Source organism: Pseudomonas violetae (genome assembly GCF_023072615.1).
GTDB lineage: Bacteria > Pseudomonadota > Gammaproteobacteria > Pseudomonadales > Pseudomonadaceae > Aquipseudomonas > Aquipseudomonas violetae.
In genome coordinates, this window is sequence record NZ_JAKNRW010000029.1 from 49435 (window position 1) to 69001 (window position 19567).

The window sequence follows — 19567 nt, forward strand, 5'->3', positions numbered from 1 at the left end:
ACGGTTATCGTTCTTCGGCTGCAGGGGCAGGGCTGCAGGTAAGAAGGGTGCCTTTTGGCACCCCCCCACTCGCATAGTGATGACATTCCGGGCTTTATTTCAGCCAATTCCCCGGCGTCACCCCAGCCATCTCCCGAAAAAACGCAATAAACGCACTGTCACTGCCAAACCCCAACTCAAAGCTGCAATAACCAATGTTGCGCCCCGTCGACAGCAATTCCATGGCGCGCATCAGGCGCCACTGTTGGCGCCATTGCTGATAACTCATGCCGGTCTCGCGCTGGAAAATCCGCGTAATCGTGCGGCTGCTGGCGCCCGTCTGTGTTTGCAACACCTGAAGTTCAGGCGGCAGATGCTCCAGGGTCTTCAGCAACGGAGCCAGGCGTTTGTCCCAGGGCAATGGCAACAGCATGGGCTGGCGTGCGGCGTCGCGAATCTCGGCCAGGCACAGACCCAGCAGGTGAACGTGTTTGCCCTGGTGCCAATCGGTGTCGAAATCGGCCAAGGCCATCGGTTCGAGCACTGCCCCGAGCAGCGTACTGACTTCAATCACGCAAACCTGCTGGGGCAAGTCAACGCACAGCGCCGGGCTCAGGTAGAGGGAGCGGTAGTCGACGCTCTGCTGCATGACCGCACGGTGAGCCACCCCCGCAGGAATCCACGCCGCGCGCGACGGTGGCAGCAGGCATATCTGTTGCGCCAGGGTAATCCGCGTGCAGCCTTTGCGAGTGAACAGCAACTGGGCGCGTTGATGTTGGTGCAATCCGGAATCGTGATCGCCCAGGGTCGCGGCGATGCCGATCACCGGGGCGCAATAGCTGTCCGGATCGAAAGTGGCGTGTGGGTCGAGCCAGGCCATGACTGTCCGATTTCATCGATAAATTGTCAGGGTTTCGATAATACGCCAGTCGAGGTTTTTTAATATCACCGACAGTTTCTACAACAGTGAAGTCGTGATGAATTCCAAGAGCTTGTTGACCCTGGCCATAGCGCTGCTGATGTTTCCACAAATTGCCCAAACCCTTTACAGCCCGGCCCTGGCGGATATCGGCCAGGCCTTTGCCGTGACGCCGGAACGGGCGGCGCAAATGCTGTCGGTGTACTTTCTGGCGTTCGCTTTCGGCGTGATCACCTGGGGCCGGCTGTGCGACCGTATTGGCCGTCGACCTTCGATGCTCTGCGGCCTGGCGACCTACGCAGGCGCATCGCTATGGGCGCTGAGTGCCGATGCTTTCAGCACCCTGTTGGCCGCCCAGGCTTTGGCGGCGTTCGGCGCGGCGGTCGGTTCGGTGGTCACGCAAACGGTGCTGCGGGACCGCTTCAGGGGCGCTGAGTTGGCGCAGGTATTTTCAATGATGGGTATCGCACTCGCCGCCAGCCCGGCGATCGGCTTGTTCAGCGGGGCGAGCCTGGTGCAGGGCTTCGGCTATCAGGGGGTGGTCGGGGCGCTGTTGCTGCTGTCGATCGGACTGTTGATGTGGTGTTGGCGAACCTTGCCGGAAACCCGCCCACAGAATGTGAAGACTCCTGCGCTGTTTGAAACCTTTGGACGCATGCTGTGCGACCTGCAGATCTGGCGATCAGCGCTGTTGGTGGCTTCGTTCAACATCGCGTTGTTCAGCTATTACAGCTTGGGCCCGTTCCTGTTCGAGCGGCTGGGCCTGAGCGCGCAGGCGTTCGGCTACAGCGGGGTGGTTCTTGCGCTGGGATCGGGCCTGGGGGCGTGGTTAAACAAACGTCTGCTGCAAAAAGGCCTGGGCAGTTCACGCTTGATTCAATTGGCTTCGTTGCTCGGCTTGATGGGTGGAGTGGGCGTTTGGCTGCTGCAGGACAGCGGGCTGTTTGTGTTGGCGATGCTGTGGGTGGTGTTGGCGTTTGGCATGGCGATCCCCAATATCCTTGGCGCGGCGCTGGTGAATTACACGGATCGCCTGGGCACGGCAGGGGCGGTGTTTGGGTTGTTTTATTACTGCGTGATGGGTGCGGGGCTGATGCTTGCGGCATGGGGGCAGGCGTTGGGCGAAACGCTGATGGTGTGTGGGGTGGTGGCGTTGGTGTTGGCAGGGATGTCGAGGAGGAAGTGATCCATCCGTCCCTGTAGGAGCGAGCTTGCTCGCGATGAACTCAAAGGCGCCGCGTTTAGGCAGGATGTTCGCGTCATCGTTAACGTTCATCGCGAGCAAGCTCGCTCCTAGAGGTGCAATTTGGGAGCTGGCTTGCCCGCGATGACGGTGACGAATGGCATGGTTAAGACAGCGGCTGCCACATTGGGTCTGCGCCGGGAGCCCTGCAAAATAGCGGGTTCCAGAGGTCCTTAAACCCGCTCAAAAATCGCCGCAATCCCCTGGCCACCGCCGATGCACATCGTTACCAAGGCATAGCGCCCGTGAGCCCGGTGCAGCTCATGAATGGCCTTGGTCGCAATAATCGCCCCCGTCGCGCCCACGGGATGCCCCAGCGCAATGCCCGAGCCATTTGGATTGACCTTGGCCGGGTCAAGGCCAAGCTCCTGGCTGACCGCGCAAGCCTGGGCGGCGAAGGCGATATTGGCCTCAACCACATCCATATCCTGCACCGACAGCCCCGCACGCTTGAGTGCCAGGCGCGTTGCGGGGATGGGGCCCAGGCCCATTAGTTCCGGCTCGACACCGGCGTGGGCATAGCTGACCAAACGCGCCAGCGGGCGCAGATTATTGCGTTGCACCGCGTCCCCCGTGGCCATCACCAAGGCCGCCGCGCCATCGTTCAACCCCGAAGCGTTGCCCGCCGTTACCGAACCGTCCTTCTTGAACGCTGGCTTCATTTGCGCCAGTTGCTCCAGGGTCGTCGCGCGAGGGTGTTCGTCGACGTTGAACAGTACGGTTTCCTTGCGTCCCTGGATTTCCACTGCTGCGATCTGCTCGCTGAAATAGCCATTAGCAATGGCAAAGGCGGCGCGCTTTTGATCCTCCAGGGCGAGGGCGTCCTGCATCTCGCGGGTGATGCCGTTGCGCGTCGCGACGTTCTCGGCGGTGATGCCCATATGAATGCCGTGGAACGGGTCATGCAGGATACCCAGCATGTAGTCGACGGCCTGCACGTTGCCCATGCGTGCACCCCAACGCGCCGAGGGCAGCAGGTACGGCCCGCGGCTCATTGACTCGGCACCAGCGCCGATGGCAATTTCGGCATCGCCGAGCAGCAAGGTCTGGGCGGCGCTGATGATCGCTTGCAAGCCGGAACCGCACAGGCGATTGACGTTGTAGGCGGGCGTCTCCTTGGGGATGCCGGCGTTCATTGCTGCTACACGGGAAATGTAGGCGTCGCGGGTTTCGGTGGGGATCACGTTACCCATCACCAGGTGGCCGACCTGCGCTGGATCGACGCCAGAGCGTTGCAGAGCTGCCTTGACCGCAGTGGTTGCCAGATCGGCCGGTGGCACGTCCTTGAGCGATCCGCCAAAGGTGCCAATGGCGGTGCGGGCGGCGCTGACGACAAAAACTTCTGGAGTGTTCATGGGGGTGTCCCTTTCGACGGATTCTTTTCAGTGCTGCGGTTGAGCAGGGCGTTCAGCGCTGTTTGCGCTTCCTGGGTATTCAGGCGTTCGATGAACAGCAGGTTTTCCTGGCGGATCGTGGCTTGCAGTTCCGCCAGAGTGGCCTGCCTGAGCAACTGCCGGGACTGGCGCAATGCACCTTGCGGCAACGCCAGCAGGCGCTGGGCCAGTTGCCGGGCGGCGGTCAGGCATTGCGCGCCGTCTTCGCACAGTTCATTGGCCAGGCCCCATTGCACCGCATCGGCGCCGCTCAGGGTTTCGCCCAGCAGCAGTAACCGGGCGGCGCGGGCGTGGCCAAGCAGGCGCGGCAATAGCAGGGTGGCGCCAAATTCCGGGCACAGGCCGATGTTGACGAACGGCATGCGCAACTTGGCATTGCGGCTGACCACCACCTGATCGCAGTGCAGCAGCAAGGTCGTGCCAATACCGATAGCGGCGCCGCACACCGCTGCGATCAACGGCGTTTGCATCTGGGTAACCACCTTCATCAAGCGAAAGGCAGGGCTGTCCAGGTGGGTGGGCGGGTTCTGCAGGAAATCCACCAGGTCATTGCCGCTGGTGAAACAGCTGTCGCCTCCGGTGATGATGACCACGCCAATGGCCGGGTCCTCATCTGCAGCCTGTAACAGGTCGGCCAACTGCGTGTACATGGCGTTGTTCAGCGCGTTGAGCTTGTCGGGACGGTCAAACGTCAGCGTCAGTACGCCAGCGCTGCGGTCCTGTTGGATCAGATCGTTCATGAGCGACTCTGGTTGATCAGTGCGTCGGCCACTCTAAGCGCGGGACCTGCGCCGGATCTATGACAAAACGGGTCAACGCATCTGCTTCTTTTTGCCATGTTGTTCAGCCGCGAGGTTGGCGACACACCCATTCGGGGTATGGTGCCGCCCGCCTGATCGTTCAATAGTGCCTGCATCCAGTCATTTAGAACGCTTGATAAGGTGAATGTGCCATGCGCAAGGCTCTCAAGTTGATTTTCAGTGTGTTCCTTGTTCCGTTGTCACTCGATGCCCATACCGCCGAAGTCGACGGTGCCAAAACGCTACGGTTGTACAACTGGGCGGATTACATTGGCGAGAAAACCCTTTCCGACTTCGAAAAAGCCAGCGGTATCAAGGTCATCTACGACACTTTCGATGCCTACGAAACGGTTCAGGCGAAGTTGCTCACCGGGCACTCCGGTTATGACCTGGTGGTGCTCAACGCGTCCCTCGCGCCGCCGTTGATCCAGGCAAAAGTATTCCAGCCGCTGGACAAGAAGTTATTGCCGGGCTGGACCCACCTCGACCCCAAAGTGCTGCAGGACCTGCAGGGCTTTGACCCTGGCACGCAGTATTCCGCGCCCTACACCTGGGGCAGCAACGGCATCACCTACAACGTCGACAAGATCAAAGAGCGCATGCCGGACGCGCCGATCGGTTCGCTGGCAATGATTTTCGATCCCAAGATTGTCTCGCGCTTCGCCGACTGCGGCGTGACCCTGGTGGATGCACCGACCGAAGTGATTCCCCTGGCCCTGACCTACCTCGGCCGCGACCCGCGCAGTGCTGCGCCGGAGGACCTGAAAGCCGCGCAGGAATTGCTGTTGTCCGTGCGCCCCTACATTCGCAAGTTCGACTCGGTCAACTACCTGACCAGCCTGCCCAATGGCGATGTGTGCATGGCCATGACCTGGTCCGGCGACTACGCCACGGCAATGGCTCGCGCCCAAGAAGCCAAGCTGAAGATCAACCTGGCGTACTTCATTCCCAAGGAAGGTTCGCTGATCTGGTTCGACAACCTGTACATCCCGGCTGATGCCCCGCATGTCGCCAATGCGCACAAGTTCCTCGACTACCTGATGCAGCCCCAGGTGATGGCCGACGTCACCGATTACATCCACTACGCCAACAGTAACGCGGCCGCCACGCCCCTGGTGAAGGCCGAAGTGCGCGACAACCTGGCGATTTATCCCGATGACGAAACCCGCGAGCGTCTGTTTGCGCAGAAAACCCAGGACGCCAAGGCCATGCGCGCGATGACGCGAGTCTGGAGCACGGTAAAAAGCGGGATTTGATCGTTCAACTATTCGGTTCGAGGTTTTTCCTATGGCTACTCCAACTAAACACAGGCTGTCCGCTGCTGAAGAGTTCCGGCTGATCAAGGCTGACAAAGCCCACTACATGCATGGCTATCATATGTTCGACGAACATGCCGAGCAGGGTTCCCTGAATATTGTCGCCGGTGATGGCGCCTACATCTACGACACTCAGGGCAACCGCTTTCTCGACGCCGTGGGCGGCATGTGGTGCACCAATATCGGCCTGGGGCGCGAAGAAATGGCCCTGGCGATTGCCGACCAGGTTCGCCAGCTGGCCTACTCGAACCCGTTTTGCGACATGTCGAACAACGTGGCGATCCAGCTCTGCGAGAAACTCGCCAGCCTGGCCCCCGGCGATCTCGACCACGTGTTCCTGACCACGGGCGGCTCAACCGCCGTGGACACCGCCTACCGGCTGATCCAGTACTACCAGAACTGCCGCGGCAAGCCGGAAAAAAAGCACATCATTGCCCGCTTCAACGCTTATCACGGCTCGACCACCCTGACCATGTCAATCGGCAACAAGGCTGCCGACCGTGTCCCGGAATTCGACTACGCCCACGAGCGTATTCACCACGTGTCCAACCCCAATCCGTATCGCGCACCGGACGGCATGGACGAGGCGCAGTTCCTCGAGTTCCTGGTCAAGGAGTTCGAGGACAAGATCCTCGCCATCGGCGCCGACCAGGTGGCGGGGTTCTTCGCCGAGCCGATCATGGGCTCGGGCGGGGTGATCATTCCGCCCAAGGGCTACCTCAAGCGCATGTGGGAAGTCTGCCAGCGCTACGACATCCTGTTCGTCGCCGACGAAGTGGTGACCTCGTTCGGGCGCCTGGGTAAGTTTTTCGCCTCGTGGGATCTGTTCGAGGTGCAGCCGGACATCATCACCACCGCCAAGGGCCTGACGTCGGCTTACCTGCCGCTGGGCGCCTGCATTTTTTCCGAGCGCATCTGGAAAGTCATCGCCGAGCCGGGCAAGGGCCGTTGCTTCAGTCACGGTTTCACTTACAGCGGGCATCCGGTGTGCTGCACGGCCGCGCTGAAGAACATCGAGATCATCGAACGCGAACACCTGCTGGAACACGTCGATGTGGTGGGCGCCTATCTGGAGGAACGCCTGGCGACCCTCGGCGACCTGCCGCTGGTGGGTGATGTGCGCTGCCAGAAGTTCATGGCCTGCGTCGAGTTCGTGGCGGACAAGCGCACCAAAGCGTTGTTTGCCGACAAGATCAACATTGGCGAGCGGATTCATTCCCGGGCGCAGTCGAAGGGCTTGCTGGTGCGCCCGATCATGCACCTCAATGTGATGTCGCCGCCGCTGATCCTCACCTGCGCCCAGGTCGATGAAATCGTCGAGACCCTGCGTGAGTGCATTCTTGAGGTGGCGGCCGAGCTCCAGGCGAGCGGGCAGTACCAGGGCCAATGATTTTGCCGGCCAGGTTGTTACCAGGCACCGGCTCACCCGCTAGACTGCGGGGCATGAGCAAACCAGACGACGATACACTGATCGCATTGCCCTTCGGGGCACTGCACAAATGGCACGGGCAGATGCGCGAGGCGTTTGCCCATGTGGACGCACCTGATGCACTGGCTGACCTGGCGTCGGCCCTGGAGCATCTGGTCGGTATCGAGTCGGTGATGATCAGCCTGGAGCACCGCGATCGTCCACCGCAGCTGCTGTACCAGCGGGGCATCGCGCAGGAGTACCAGGTGTCGATGCTCGATCGCTATTTTTCCGGTGGGTATTTGCTCGATCCGTTTTGCCTGGCGGTGGAGCAAGGCCTGGCGCAGGGCTTTTATCACCTGGAGGAAATCGCCCCGGATGACTTTTTCGACAGTGAGTATTACCGCACCTACTACCTGAAAGCGGGGTGCTCGGAAGACAGTTATTACATTGTCGATACCGGCAATGACACGAAGATTTCGGTGAGCCTGTTCCAGGGGTTCGGCGGTGAAAGCCTGCGCGGTGAACAGTTGAACCTGCTGCGCGCGGTCGAGCCGTTGGTGCGCGAGTTTGTCAGTGAGTTCAGCCGGCGCGGCATGCAGCGGATCGCAGCGGTCCAGAGCCCGCAAGATGGCGCAGCAGGCGGTGATCTCAAGCAGCGAGTGCAGTGGGCCTTCGAGCATTTCGGCGGCACCGCGCTGACCGAGCGCGAACGCGAAGTGGCGCACATGGTGCTACGAGGGCACTCGGTGAAGTCCACGGCGAGCGAGCTTGGCATATCACCGGAGACGGTGCGCATGCATCGCAAGAATCTGTATCTGAAGCTGGCGGTGGGGTCGCAGTCGGAGTTGTTTGCATTGTTTATCGAGTGGCTGCGTAGCCATTAACGGGGTAACCCTGTAGGAGCGAGCTTGCTCGCGATGGACTCGAGGACGCCGCGGGGAGCCAGTCTTCCCGCGTTATCGTTAACGGCCATCGCGAGCAAGCTCGCTCCTACGGGGGATGCGTTAGATTTCGCGCTTCACTACCAGGGTCAAAATGTCATAGCTGGCCACCAGCTCACCCAGCTGGTTGGTCACCTCCACATCCCAGGCCACCACGCCTTGCGGAATACCCTGCGGGCTCTTCTTGCCCTGATCGATCTTGCGCTTGCAGGTCAGGCGCGCCTGGATCGTATCGCCAATGCCCACCGGGGTGATGAAGCGCAAGGTGTCCAGCCCGTAGTTGGCCAGTACCGGCCCCGGCGCGGGGGAGACGAACAGGCCGGCCGCTGCCGACAGCACGAAATAACCGTGGGCGATGCGTTTGCCGAACTGCGATTCCTTGGCCGCAATGTCGTCGAAGTGCATGTAGAAGTGATCGCCCGACAAACATCCGAAGTTCACCAGGTCCGCCTCGGTCACGGTGCGACGATGGGTTAGCAGCGACTCGCCTATCTGCAGGTCCTGGAAGAAGCGGCGGAAGGGATGAACTTGGGTTTCGATGACCTTGGCGCCCCGCACGTGTTCGCCGGTAACGGCCGCCAGCATGGTCGGCGAACCCTGCACTGCGGCGCGTTGCAGGTAGTGTTTCACTGCACGCAGGCCGCCCAGTTCCTCACCACCGCCAGCCCGACCCGGGCCTCCATGCTTGAGTTGCGGCAGGGGCGAGCCGTGGCCGGTGGATTCGGCGGCGGATTCGCGATCCAGGACCAGCAAGCGACCATGCCAGGCCGCCGCCACCGGAATCGCCTTGGCGGCAATGTGCGCATCCTTGGTGATCAGGCTGGCCACCAGGCTGCCTTTGCCGCGCGCCGCCAGGACCAGGGCTTCGTCCAGGTCGCCGTAGGCCATCAGGGTACTGACCGGGCCGAACGCCTCGATGTCATGTGCGCCACCTTCAGCGTGGGGATCGCGGGCCTGCAGCAGGGTCGGCGCGAAGAACGCTCCGCGGTCGACGTTTGCCCCACGCGGTTCAAATCCATCCCTGGCGCCGAACAACAGGTCACTGCTCTGCAGCAGACTTTCCAGGCGCTCGGCGACGTCTTTCTGTTGATCGTGGGAAGCCAGCGCCCCCATGCGCACGCCTTCCACCGACGGGTCGCCGACCACGACCTTGCGCAGGCGTTCGCGCAGGCGGGTGGCCACGGCATCGATGTGCTTGGCTGGCACGATCGCCCGGCGAATGGCGGTGCATTTCTGCCCGGCCTTGGTGGTCATTTCCCGGGCGACTTCCTTGATGAACAGCTCGAACTCTTCATCATCGGGCGTGACATCCGGAGCGAGAATCGCGCAGTTCAGTGAGTCGGCCTCGGCGTTGAACGGCACCGAGTTATGAATCAGGTTCGGATTGACCCGCAGTTTGGCAGCGGTATCGGCCGAACCGGTGAAGGTCACCACATCCTGCCCCTGCAGGCGGTCGAGCAGGTCACCGGTGCCGCCAATGATCAGTTGCAGGCTGCCGGCCGGGAGCAAGCCCGATTCGTCCATCAGGCGCACCACGGCTTCGGTCAGGTAGCTGGTGGCGCTGGCCGGTTTGACGATGCACGGCATGCCGGCCAGGAAGCTTGGGGCGAATTTTTCCAGCATGCCCCAGATCGGGAAGTTGAAGGCGTTGATGTGCACTGCCAGGCCGCCGCGGGGAACCAGGATATGCGTGCCGGCGAAGCTGCCCAGCTTGCTCAGTTGCAGTACCGGGCCTTCGTGGACGATGTTACCCGACGGCAATTCCCTGGAACCGAGGCTGGCGTAGGTGAACAGCGTGCTGTTGCCGCCCTCGATATCGATCCAGCTGTCGGCGCGGGTGGCGCCGCTGTGGTGGGAGATGGCGTAGAGCTGTTCCTTGCGCTCGCTCAAGTACAAGGCCAGGGCCTTCAAGCGTTGGGCGCGCGCTTGGAAATCCAGCGCCATCAGCCCGCTGACGCCCTGGCGGCGACCGTGTTCAACGGCTTCGGCGAAGTCCGGGCGCTCCTCATGAGTGCGTGCAATTTCATGGCCGTCGATGGCGCTGCGCAGCACCTGGGCACCGTGTTGGCCGATCCAGCGACCGGCGATGAAACTTTGCAGGGTAGGGGCGTGAGACATCACGATTCCTCCAGGTTATGAAAGTGTTGGCGCGACCGTGACCGCGCCATTCAGGGATTACCAAAGTGCCAGGGTGTAACCGACAATCAGCCGGTTCTCGTCGAGGTCGGTGGTCAAACCATTACCGGAACGAAAGGTCACGTTGCGCCAGCGCAGGCTGACGTTCTTGAGCACGCCACTCTGGATCACGTAACTGATGTCGGTATCGCGTTCGCGCTCGCGACCGTTGTCGACACTGCCGGATTTGACGTGGTTGCCGTCGGTGTAACGGGTCATGAAGGTCAGGCCGGGAATGCCTTGCGCCGCGAAGTCATAGTCGTAACGCAGCTGCCAGGAGTCCTCGTCGGCGCGGGTGTAGGTGTTGAAGGTCACCAGGTTGACCACATACGGATCGCCGCCATTGAGGAACGGAAAGGCGCTGTCGCCGGACAGCTGCTGGTAGGTGGCACTGACCTTGTGGGCACCGTGGGCCACGGTGAACATGCTGTTGAAGTTGCGGTTATCGATGCGCCCGGCACGCTCGGCGCCATCACCCCGGCTGTCGAAATAGCGAATGTCGCTGCGCAGGTTGAAACCGTTCCCCAGTGGCTGGGTATGTACCAGCCCGAGGAACTGCTGGCGATAAATCTGATCGAGCTTGCCGTAGTAGTAGCTGAGGTTCAGTTGGGGGCTGAAGGCATAGCTGCCGCCGGCAAAATCGAAGTGATCGCTGCTGGCGGCACCGTAGCCGATATCATCATTGCTGGAGGAGTTCCGCAGGTTGGCCTTGTTCAGGCGCCCGGCGTTGACCGTCAGGCCACTGATGTCCTGGCTGGTCAGCAAGCCGCCTTCGAAGGTTGACCCCAGCAGCCGAGTGTCGTTGTAGGTCACCACCGGCAGCACGGGTTGCAGCGTGCCCAGTTTCAATACGCTTTTGGACACGCGCAGCTTGCCGGTCATCCCCAGTTCGCTGAACTCATCAGCCGGTTCATGGCTGTTCGGGCCGAAGGGCAACAACCCGGTGCCCCGGCGATCAGCGCTTGAGTCGAGTTTCAAGCCAAGCTCCGCGAGTGCGTCGAGACCGAAGCCGAATGTGCCGTCGGTGAACCCCGACTCGACGCGCGCGGTGAAGCCCTGAGCCCATTCCTCGGCCTTGGACTGCGGCGCGTTGTCCTGCCGGAAATCGCGATTGATGTAGTGGTTACGTATTTCAATACGGGCCTTGCTGTCGCCGATAAAGTCGGCCATGGCGCAGGGTGCGATCAGGGGCAGACTCAATGCGGCGGCTAACGAAAACAGTGATTCGTAAGGTACGGTGCGTGCGGGCTTCATTATTTTTATTACCTGCCATCGGATCGGATGTTGGTCAGTGCTTGCTGGCGCCGGAGGCACCGATGCCTGTCATCGAACGGATGAACTGCGCCAGATAACGGCCACGCTCAAGAGCGGCACGGGGCGAGGTGTCGGTGACGGAAAATACCCAGGCGCTTAAAAAAGCCAGGCTCATGGAGAACAGCGCCGGGTTGGAGTAGGGGAACAGTGCCTTGTCGTAATGCAGCACGTTGACCCACACCGCCGGGCTCAGTACCAACAGGACAATCGCCGAGATCAGGCCCGCCAGGCTGCCGGTCACCGCGCCACGGGTGGTCAGGCCTTTCCAGTACATCGAGAGGAACAGCACCGGGAAATTCACCGAGGCCGCGATGGCCAGCACCAGGCCGGACAGGAAGGCAATGTTCTGCGATTCGAACAACAGGCCCAGGATGATCGCCAGCACGCCGATGCACAGCGTGGCGATGCGCGACACGCGGATCTCCTGCTGCTCGGTGGCTTGGCCCTTGCGCATCACGCAGGCATACAGGTCGTGGGACACCGCCGACGCACCGGACAGCGCCAGACCGGCGACCACTGCCAGAATGGTGGCGAACGCTACCGCCGAGATGAAGCCGAGGAACAGGTTGCCGCCCACGGCTTGCGCCAGGTGCACGGCGATCATGTTGCCGCCACCTATAATCGCGCCGCTGGCATCGCGGAACGCTGGATCGGTGCCGACCATCACGATCGCGCCGAAACCGACGATGATCAGCAGCAGGTAGAAGTAGCCGATGAAACCGGTGGCGTAGAACACGCTTTTACGTGCTTCCTTGGCATCGCTGACGGTGAAAAAACGCATCAGGATATGCGGCAGGCCAGCCGTACCGAACATCATGCCCAGCCCCAGTGATATCGCATCGATCGGGTTCGACAGCAAACCGCCCGGGGCCATGATGGCGTTACCTTTGGCATGCACGGCAGTGGCGCTGGCGAACATCGCTTCGGTGCTGAAACCGAAATGTTTAAGCACCATGAATGCCATGAACGTGGTGCCGAACAGCAGCATTACTGCCTTGATGATCTGTACCCAGGTGGTGGCGAGCATGCCGCCGAAGGTCACGTAGAACACCATCAGCACGCCGACCAGCATGACGGCGTAAAGGTAGTCGATGCCGAACAGCAACTCGATCAACTTGCCGGCGCCGACCATCTGCGCCACCAGGTACATCAGCGCGACGGTCAGGGTGCCGAAGGCCGAGGTCAGGCGCACGGGTGTCTGTTCCAGGCGGTAGGACACCACGTCGGCGAAGGTGTATTTGCCCAGGTTGCGCAGGCGTTCGGCAATCAGGAACAGGATAATCGGCCAGCCTGCCAGTACGCCCAGCGCATAGAGCAAACCGTCGTAGCCATTGAGGAACATCATCGCCGAGATGCCGAGGAAGGAGGCTGCCGAGATCATGTCGCCAGCGATCGCCAAGCCATTCTGAAAGCCGGTCATGCCACCGCCCGCGGTGTAGAAGTCACTGGCGGAACGGGTGCGCAACGCGGCCCAGCGGGTGACGCCGAGGGTGAACAGGACGAACACCAGGAACATGCCGATCGCGTTCCAGTTCAGTGGGCGTGATGCGCCATCAGCTGCGGCCGCAAAGTCCGCGAAAAAGGCCAGGGGTAGCAGGAATAATCCAAGAAGCCGGCTCATCGGGCGCACTCCTGTTTCAGTTTTTCGTTGAGCGGATCGATCACGTTGTTGGCGCGATAGACGTAGAAACCGGTCAGCGCGAACGCCAGTACCACGATCACCACACCCACCAGCATGCCCACGCTGGTCACGCCACCACTCAAGGATTGGCCGAGTGTGCTGGGAGAGAACGCTACCAGCAGTACGAAGCCGAAATAGATCACCAGCATGATCAACGACAACGACCAGTACAGGTTTTGTTTACGGCGAACCAACTGAATGAAGTCGGGGTGTTGGCGAATGAGTTCTACGTCTTTGGGGGTCATAGCGCGCTCTCTGTTGTTGTTTTTGTTGTGGGGTGAAGCAAAGTCACAGCTGCCCCTGTAGGAGCGAGCTTGCTCGCGATGGTCGTTAACGATTACGCGTGCTTCCTGAATAAACGCGTTGCTCTCGGGTTCTTCGCGAGCAAGCTCGCTCCTACAGGGGTTGGTCAGAGCTGGTCGAAATCCAGCACCACTTTGTCGCTGATCGGGAATGCCTGGCACGACAGCACATAGCCGGCGGCCACTTCGTAATCTTCCAGGGCGTGGTTGCTGTCCATTTCCACTTCGCCTTCGATGACCTTGCATTTGCAGGTCGAGCACACGCCGGCCTTGCACGAATAGGGCAGTTCGGCGCCCTGGGTGTTGCCGGCATCGAGAATGCTCTGCGTGTTGCGCGGCAGGTCAAAAGCCAGGGCGCGGCCGTCGCTGATGACGGTGATCTGGCTGACCGCAGCATCCACCTGCCGGGCCGCCTCGCGGGCTTCGCGTTTTTGTGGGCTACCGGCGGCGGCGAACAGTTCGAAATGAATGCGTTCGGCCGGCATGCCCTTGGTTTTCAGGCTGTCGCACACGGTCTCGGTCATCTCCTGCGGGCCGCAAATGAATGCCGCATCGAGGGCTTTTACGTCGAGCCAGCGGGTGAACAATTGCTCGCATTTCTCGGCATTGATCCGGCCGTTGTACAGGTCGACGTCCTGCTGTTCGCGACTGAACACGAAGATCAGATTGAGGCGCTGCAAGTAACGGTTTTTCAAGTCTTCGAGCTGTTCGCGAAACAGTGCGCCGGAGCTGGAACGGTTGCCATACAGCAGGGTGACGCGGCTGTGCGGCTCGGTTTGCAGGGTGGTCTTGATGATTGACAGGATCGGCGTGATACCACTGCCAGCCGCCACGGCCAGGTAGTTGCCGTGGCGCATCGGGTCGAGTTCTACGTGAAAGTGCCCGGCAGGCGGCATCACGTCGAGGCTGTGCCCGGCTTTCAAGTGCTCATTGGCAAACGCCGAGAAACGTCCGCCGAGCACACGTTTGATCGCGATGCGCAGTTCGCCGTCATTCACCCCGGTGCAGATCGAGTAGGAGCGGCGCACTTCTTCACCGTCCAACTGGGTACGCATCACCAGGTGCTGGCCCTGGGTGAAGTGAAAGCTGTCCTGCAGGTGCTGCGGAATCTCGAAGGCGATGGACACCGCGTCACGGGTCTCGGCGCGTACGTCCTTGATGGTCAGGCTGTGAAATTTACTCATTTTTATTCTCCCGCTGGGACGGCCGAGCGCCGCTCAGATGCACTTGAAATAGTCGAACGGTTCACGGCAATCGATGCAGCGATACAGGGCCTTGCAGGCGGTGGAACCAAACTCGCTGAGCACTTCGGTGTGCGCGCTGCCGCATTGCGGGCAGAGAATCACCGGGCTCTCACCGAGCAGGCTGCGTTTGCTGGTACTACCGTCGGGCGGTGCGATACCGTAGGCGCGCAAGCGTTCGCGGCCGCTGTCGGTGATCCAGTCAGTGGTCCAGGCCGGGGTCAATTTGCGTTCAAGTTGCGGTGCCTTGAAGCCAGCCAATTCCAGCGCTTCGCGGATGTCGCTCTCGATCACTTCGGTGGCGGGGCAACCGGAGTAGGTCGGCGTCACCACCACGTGCAAGTGCCCGGCTTGCCAGGCGAGATCACGCACGATGCCCAGGTCGACCACGCTGACCACCGGCACTTCCGGGTCCATGACCTGCGCCAGGGTGGCCCACGCGGCGGCCAGGTCGGTTGGTTGTGCCGGCCGCGCGCCCTGGTCGCTGGCGATCAGCTCACCAGGTTGCATCGGGGTACGCTCGGGGCAGGAACTGCATCTCGGCCAGCAATATGCCCAGGTGTTCGGTATGCAGGCCCTTGCGTGCATCCAGGTAGAAATAGCTCGGTGCGGCGGGCACGGGCAGGGTGGCGCTGGCGAAAGTCTCGCTGACCTTGGCTTGCCACGCTGCAGCGACTTGTGCAGCGTCTGGGGTGATGCCCGCATCGCATAGACGTTGTTCGCTGTCATCGGCGCTGGTCAGTTCGACGGTGAAGCGCCAGACCTCGGGAATGGCCGCGAGCATACGTTTGTGGCTTTCCTCGGTGCCGTCACCCAGACGCTCTACCCACTCACCGGAGCGGCGCAGGTGATAGGTGACTTCCTTGACCGCTTTGGCGGCGATCCCGGCAATGCGTTCGTCATTGGACTCGCTTAGACCACTGAGTACTTGCAGGTGCCAGGCGTCATAGAGGAATTGCTTGAGGATGGTCACCGCATAATCGCCGTTGGGTTGTTCCACCAACAGCAGATTGCGATAGGCGCGCTCATCTCGGCGGAACGCCAGGTGATCGGCGTCGCGACCGTCGTCCAGTAGTTCGGCGGCGTACTCCAGCCAGTTACGGGCCTGGCCGACGAGGTCAAGGCCGACATTCATCAACGCCAGCTCTTCTTCCAGCGCCGGCGCCTTGCCGCACCATTGGCACAGGCGCTGGCCCTGGATCAGGGCGCTGTCGCCGAGGCGCAGTAGGTATTCGATCAGATCAGTCTTGGAATTCATGGTCGACCTCACATGTGCCCGACTTCGGCCGGCAACTCGTAGAAGCTGGCGTGGCGATAGACCTTGTCGTCAGCGGGGTCGAACAGCGGGTCTTTCTCGTCCGGCGAGGACGCGGTGATCAGCGCCGAGGGCACCACCCACAGGCTCACGCCTTCGCTGCGGCGGGTATACAACTCGCGCGCGTTCTCGATGGCCATGGTGGTGTCGGCGGCATGGACGCTGCCGACATGCTTGTGGTTGAGGCCGTGCTTGCTGCGCACGAAGACTTCAAAAAGGGTCCATTCGGACATTTCAGTTACTCCACATCTGTTCGGTTTTTGCTGGCGGGGCTGAAGATCAACAGATCGCAGCTTCGGCAGCTCCTACATGGGGCACCGGCTCCTGTAGGAGCTGGCGCAGCCTGCGATCTTTCGGCGGCATGGAACCGCCGAAGATCAAGATCAAACGTGCCGAATCAGGCGGCGTTCCTGTTGTGTTTTTTACGGGCATGAGCGACGGCGGCTTCGCGGACCCAGGCGCCGTCTTCGATGGCCTTGCGCCGGGTGGAAACCCGTTCCTGGTTACACGGGCCGTTGCCCTTGAGCACTTCGTAGAACTCGTTCCACTGGATTTCGCCGAAGTCGTAGTGGCTGCGTTCGGCATTCCACTTCAGGTCCGGATCGGGGCAGGTGCAGCCCAGCAGTTCAAGTTGCGGGATGGTCTGGTCGATGAAGCGCTGGCGCAGTTCGTCGTTGCTCTGGCGCTTGATTTTCCAGGCCATGGACTGGGCGCTGTTAGGTGAGTGTTCGTCGCTTGGGCCGAACATCATCAGCGACGGCCACCAGAGACGGTTGATGGCGTCCTGGACCATATCTTTTTGCGCCTGATTGCCGTGACGCATCATGGTCAGCAGAATTTCGTAGCCCTGGCGCTGGTGGAAACTTTCTTCCTTGCAGATCCGCACCATAGCCCGGGAGTAGGGGCCATAAGAGGTGCGCTGCAACACCACCTGATTGACGATCGCAGCGCCATCCACCAACCACCCCACGGCGCCCATGTCGGCCCAGTTCAGGGTCGGGTAATTGAAGATGCTGGAGTATTTGGCCTTGCCGCTGTGCAGTTTGGCGATCTCGTGATCACGATCTGCGCCCAGGGTTTCCATGGCGCTATAGAGGTACAGGCCATGACCGGCCTCATCCTGGATCTTGGCCATCAATTGCAGTTTGCGTTTGAGCGATGGTGCGCGGGTGACCCAGTTGCCTTCGGGCAGCATGCCGACGATTTCCGAATGCGCGTGTTGGGAAATTTGCCGGATCAGCGTCTGGCGGTAGGCGTCAGGCATCCAGTTTTTTGCTTCGATCTTTATTTCCGAATCGATTTTTTCCTGGAAGGCGCGCTCCTGTTCGGACATTTCCGATAGGTCTTTTATGCGCTTTACGCCTGTTTCTACTAGCTGTGCGTACATGGAGGGTCTCCCGCCGTGAATCTGTTTGATGGCATGGAGAACTTTATAAGCGATACAGAAATTAATATCAAACACAAAATATCGTGTCGGTTGTTTTTTTGTATCGCTTTGGGGTGTATATCCGTTTCTGGGGTAACGGCTGCTTATGGTTGCGCCCTGACCGAAGAAGCGGATATATCCCCCATCAAAACCCCAAAAAAAACCCCGCCAAAGCGGGGCCAAAAGAGGTGCAGCAGTCATCCCTTGGGGCGCTTGTCCATCACATGACAAGCCTTGCCCTCAGACCGCTTGATCGAATGCAAAGGCTGCAAAACAATCCGCGAACTGATCCCGATATACGTCTTGATATGCCGACTCAACTCGCCGCAGACCGCCTTCTGCTGATCGTCACTCAAATGCTGATGCTCGGCCTTGAGCTCCACGTGCACGTCAACGCTGTCCAGGTTGCCATTGCGATACAGGTGAATCTCATAACACTCCGAAAGCTGTTTGATCTTCAGCACTTGCTCCTCGATCTGCGTCGGGAACACGTTTACCCCGCGAATAATCAGCATGTCATCGCTGCGCCCGGTGATTTTGTCGATCCGTCGCATCGGCCGCGCAGTACCCGGTAGCAAGCGTGTCAGGTCACGAGTCCGGTAGCGGATCATCGGCAAGGCTTCTTTGCTCAGTGAGGTAAACACCAACTCCCCCATCTGCCCATCCGGCAACACTTCGCCAGTGACCGGGTCGATGATTTCCGGATAGAAGTGGTCTTCCCAGATCGTCGGCCCGTCCTTGGACTCTGCGCACTCCATGGCGACACCCGGCCCCATGATTTCCGAGAGGCCATAGATGTCCAGCGCGCTAATGCCCAAACGGTTCTCGATGGCACTGCGCAGTTCGCCGGTCCAGGGTTCGGCGCCGAAGATGCCCAGGCGCAGGGCCAGCTTGTGCGGGTCGATACCCTGGCGCTCGATCTCGTCGGCAATGTTGAGCATGTAGGACGGCGTGACCATGATGATGTCCGGCTGGAAATCCTTGATCAACTGCACCTGTTTCTCGGTCTGGCCCCCGGACATCGGTATCACTGTGCAGCCCAGGCGTTCAGCGCCGTAGTGCGCGCCCAGACCACCGGTAAACAGACCGTAGCCATAGGAAATGTGCACCTTGTCGCCGCGCCGGCCCCCTGCTGCACGGATCGAACGGGCAACCACATTGGCCCAGGTGTCGATGTCGTTCTGGGTGTAGCCGACGACGGTCGGTTTGCCGGTGGTGCCGCTGGAAGCGTGCAGGCGCACCACGTCATGCATCGGCACGGCAAACATGCCGTAGGGATAGTTGTCGCGCAGGTCGGTCTTGGTCGTGAAGGGGAACTTCGCCAGGTCTTCCAGGCACTTGATGTCGTTGGGGTGCACACCCAGCGCGTCGAAGCGCTGACGGTACAGTGGCACATTGTTATAGGCGTGGTTCAGGCTCCAGCGCAGGCGATCCAGCTGGTGCTGACGGAGTTCGTCGACGCTGGCGGTTTCCAGTGGGTCCAGCTGTGGGTCAAGCACGGCGTTGGCAATTGGCATGTTCATGATTTCACTCGAATTGTTTTTGTGTTTCAACCCTGTCACGCCAGGGCTTTGAGTGCATGCCCCAAGGATACCTCTCGGCTCCCCGGGAATCGCGGTTCTTTAGTCAGACAGGCGCTCGATGATCAGTGCGATGCCTTGGCCGACCCCGATGCACATGGTGCATAAGGCGTAGCGACCGCGACGCTCCTCCAGCTCGTGCAGGGCGGTGGTGACCAGTCGCGCGCCGCTCATGCCCAGTGGATGGCCGAGGGCGATCGCCCCACCGTTGGGGTTGACCCGCGGGTCGGTGTCGCTCAGGCCGAGCTCGCGCAGTACGGCCAGGCCTTGTGCGGCAAAGGCTTCGTTGAGTTCGATCACGTCCATGTCGGCCAGGCTCAGGTTGGCCAGTTCCAGCACCTTGCGCGTGGCCGGTACCGGGCCGATGCCCATGATGCGTGGCTCGACGCCGGCGGTGGCCATGGCGACGACCCGGCCGCGGGCTTTCAAACCGTGGCGCTTGGCGACTTCGGGGCTTGCCAGCAGCAGGGCGCAGGCGCCGTCGTTGACCCCGGAGGCGTTACCGGCGGTGATGCTGCCGCCTTCGCGAA

Annotated in this window: 18 protein-coding genes; 4 read left to right on the plus strand and 14 right to left on the minus strand. The window is 60.9% G+C overall.

Annotated elements, in window-relative coordinates:
* Nucleotides 1-94: 94 nt before the first annotated feature.
* On the minus strand, nt 95-859 hold the full coding sequence (locus L9059_RS23880) for an AraC family transcriptional regulator (protein ID WP_247293348.1): 765 nt from the start codon (nt 857-859) through the stop codon (nt 95-97).
* A gap of 97 nt (nt 860-956) precedes the next feature.
* Between L9059_RS23880 and L9059_RS23885 the strand changes: the two genes are divergently transcribed.
* Nucleotides 957-2084 carry an MFS transporter gene (locus L9059_RS23885; RefSeq protein WP_247293349.1) on the plus strand — a complete coding sequence of 376 codons (1128 nt, stop codon included), beginning with the start codon at nt 957-959 and terminating at the stop codon, nt 2082-2084.
* A 230-nt stretch (nt 2085-2314) separates the two neighbouring features.
* Here the strand turns inward: L9059_RS23885 and L9059_RS23890 are convergent, their stop codons facing one another.
* A complete protein-coding gene (locus tag L9059_RS23890) occupies nt 2315-3496 on the minus strand; it encodes an acetyl-CoA C-acyltransferase family protein (protein ID WP_247293350.1) in 1182 nt (393 codons plus the stop codon).
* Nucleotides 3493-4275, minus strand: a complete 783-nt coding sequence (locus tag L9059_RS23895) for an enoyl-CoA hydratase (RefSeq protein WP_247293351.1) — start codon at nt 4273-4275, stop codon at nt 3493-3495. The genes L9059_RS23890 and L9059_RS23895 overlap by 4 nt, the downstream gene beginning before the upstream one ends.
* A gap of 212 nt (nt 4276-4487) precedes the next feature.
* Here L9059_RS23895 and L9059_RS23900 point away from each other — a divergent pair, with 212 nt between their 5' ends.
* Genes L9059_RS23900 through L9059_RS23910 form a run of 3 tightly spaced genes read left to right on the plus strand, consistent with a single transcriptional unit; the run spans nt 4488 to nt 7946 of the window.
* The gene (locus tag L9059_RS23900; protein ID WP_247293352.1) at nt 4488-5591 is read left to right on the plus strand and encodes a polyamine ABC transporter substrate-binding protein; all 1104 of its coding nucleotides are present in this window, start codon (nt 4488-4490) and stop codon (nt 5589-5591) included.
* Nucleotides 5592-5622: 31 nt separating this feature from the next.
* The gene (locus tag L9059_RS23905; protein ID WP_247293353.1) at nt 5623-7041 is read left to right on the plus strand and encodes an aminotransferase; all 1419 of its coding nucleotides are present in this window, start codon (nt 5623-5625) and stop codon (nt 7039-7041) included.
* Between the two features lie 53 nt (nt 7042-7094).
* Complete coding sequence (locus L9059_RS23910) at nt 7095-7946, plus strand: LuxR C-terminal-related transcriptional regulator (RefSeq protein WP_247293354.1); 852 nt, start codon at nt 7095-7097, stop codon at nt 7944-7946.
* Nucleotides 7947-8066: 120 nt separating this feature from the next.
* Here the strand turns inward: L9059_RS23910 and paaZ are convergent, their stop codons facing one another.
* The 11 genes from paaZ to L9059_RS23965 form a co-directional block, all read right to left on the minus strand.
* Nucleotides 8067-10121 carry a phenylacetic acid degradation bifunctional protein PaaZ gene (gene paaZ, locus L9059_RS23915; RefSeq protein WP_247293355.1) on the minus strand — a complete coding sequence of 685 codons (2055 nt, stop codon included), beginning with the start codon at nt 10119-10121 and terminating at the stop codon, nt 8067-8069.
* A gap of 57 nt (nt 10122-10178) precedes the next feature.
* Entirely contained in the window at nt 10179-11432 is a 1254-nt protein-coding gene (locus L9059_RS23920) for an OprD family porin (RefSeq protein ID WP_247293356.1), read from the minus strand.
* 34 nt (nt 11433-11466) lie between these two features.
* Entirely contained in the window at nt 11467-13113 is a 1647-nt protein-coding gene (locus tag L9059_RS23925; RefSeq protein WP_247293357.1) for a cation acetate symporter, read from the minus strand.
* Nucleotides 13110-13418 carry a DUF485 domain-containing protein gene (locus L9059_RS23930; RefSeq protein WP_247293358.1) on the minus strand — a complete coding sequence of 103 codons (309 nt, stop codon included), beginning with the start codon at nt 13416-13418 and terminating at the stop codon, nt 13110-13112. Before L9059_RS23930 ends, L9059_RS23925 begins: the two co-directional genes overlap by 4 nt.
* 164 nt (nt 13419-13582) lie before the next feature.
* Nucleotides 13583-14659, minus strand: a complete 1077-nt coding sequence (paaE, locus tag L9059_RS23935; RefSeq protein ID WP_247293359.1) for a 1,2-phenylacetyl-CoA epoxidase subunit PaaE — start codon at nt 14657-14659, stop codon at nt 13583-13585.
* A gap of 33 nt (nt 14660-14692) precedes the next feature.
* Nucleotides 14693-15226: a 1,2-phenylacetyl-CoA epoxidase subunit PaaD gene (gene paaD / locus L9059_RS23940; RefSeq protein ID WP_247293360.1), complete on the minus strand. Its 534-nt coding sequence runs from the start codon at nt 15224-15226 to the stop codon at nt 14693-14695.
* A complete protein-coding gene (gene paaC / locus L9059_RS23945) occupies nt 15213-15974 on the minus strand; it encodes a 1,2-phenylacetyl-CoA epoxidase subunit PaaC (protein WP_247293361.1) in 762 nt (253 codons plus the stop codon). Before paaC ends, paaD begins: the two co-directional genes overlap by 14 nt.
* Before the next feature lie 8 nt (nt 15975-15982).
* Nucleotides 15983-16264: a 1,2-phenylacetyl-CoA epoxidase subunit PaaB gene (paaB, locus tag L9059_RS23950; protein ID WP_003208899.1), complete on the minus strand. Its 282-nt coding sequence runs from the start codon at nt 16262-16264 to the stop codon at nt 15983-15985.
* Between the two features lie 164 nt (nt 16265-16428).
* A complete protein-coding gene (gene paaA / locus L9059_RS23955; RefSeq protein ID WP_247293362.1) occupies nt 16429-17418 on the minus strand; it encodes a 1,2-phenylacetyl-CoA epoxidase subunit PaaA in 990 nt (329 codons plus the stop codon).
* A 236-nt stretch (nt 17419-17654) separates the two neighbouring features.
* Nucleotides 17655-18980, minus strand: a complete 1326-nt coding sequence (gene paaK, locus L9059_RS23960) for a phenylacetate--CoA ligase PaaK (RefSeq protein ID WP_247293363.1) — start codon at nt 18978-18980, stop codon at nt 17655-17657.
* A gap of 99 nt (nt 18981-19079) precedes the next feature.
* Nucleotides 19080-19567, minus strand: a 488-nt coding sequence (locus tag L9059_RS23965) for a thiolase family protein (protein WP_486969860.1), incomplete at its 5' end; no start/stop codon positions are given.

Bases quoted from the DNA above. Each gene is read 5' to 3' on its own strand.
- L9059_RS23900 (WP_247293352.1), top strand. From the start codon at position 4,488: ATGCGCAAGGCTCTCAAGTTGATTTTCAGTGTGTTCCTTGTTCCGTTG.
- paaD (WP_247293360.1), bottom strand. From the start codon at position 15,226: ATGCAACCTGGTGAGCTGATCGCCAGCGACCAGGGCGCGCGGCCGGCA.
- paaA (WP_247293362.1), bottom strand. From the start codon at position 17,418: ATGTACGCACAGCTAGTAGAAACAGGCGTAAAGCGCATAAAAGACCTA.
- L9059_RS23930 (WP_247293358.1), bottom strand. From the start codon at position 13,418: ATGACCCCCAAAGACGTAGAACTCATTCGCCAACACCCCGACTTCATT.
- L9059_RS23885 (WP_247293349.1), top strand. From the start codon at position 957: ATGAATTCCAAGAGCTTGTTGACCCTGGCCATAGCGCTGCTGATGTTT.
- L9059_RS23895 (WP_247293351.1), bottom strand. From the start codon at position 4,275: ATGAACGATCTGATCCAACAGGACCGCAGCGCTGGCGTACTGACGCTG.
- paaZ (WP_247293355.1), bottom strand. From the start codon at position 10,121: ATGTCTCACGCCCCTACCCTGCAAAGTTTCATCGCCGGTCGCTGGATC.
- L9059_RS23920 (WP_247293356.1), bottom strand. From the start codon at position 11,432: ATGAAGCCCGCACGCACCGTACCTTACGAATCACTGTTTTCGTTAGCC.
- paaC (WP_247293361.1), bottom strand. From the start codon at position 15,974: ATGAATTCCAAGACTGATCTGATCGAATACCTACTGCGCCTCGGCGAC.
- paaB (WP_003208899.1), bottom strand. From the start codon at position 16,264: ATGTCCGAATGGACCCTTTTTGAAGTCTTCGTGCGCAGCAAGCACGGC.
- L9059_RS23890 (WP_247293350.1), bottom strand. From the start codon at position 3,496: ATGAACACTCCAGAAGTTTTTGTCGTCAGCGCCGCCCGCACCGCCATT.
- paaE (WP_247293359.1), bottom strand. From the start codon at position 14,659: ATGAGTAAATTTCACAGCCTGACCATCAAGGACGTACGCGCCGAGACC.
- L9059_RS23910 (WP_247293354.1), top strand. From the start codon at position 7,095: ATGAGCAAACCAGACGACGATACACTGATCGCATTGCCCTTCGGGGCA.
- L9059_RS23880 (WP_247293348.1), bottom strand. From the start codon at position 859: ATGGCCTGGCTCGACCCACACGCCACTTTCGATCCGGACAGCTATTGC.
- paaK (WP_247293363.1), bottom strand. From the start codon at position 18,980: ATGAACATGCCAATTGCCAACGCCGTGCTTGACCCACAGCTGGACCCA.
- L9059_RS23925 (WP_247293357.1), bottom strand. From the start codon at position 13,113: ATGAGCCGGCTTCTTGGATTATTCCTGCTACCCCTGGCCTTTTTCGCG.
- L9059_RS23905 (WP_247293353.1), top strand. From the start codon at position 5,623: ATGGCTACTCCAACTAAACACAGGCTGTCCGCTGCTGAAGAGTTCCGG.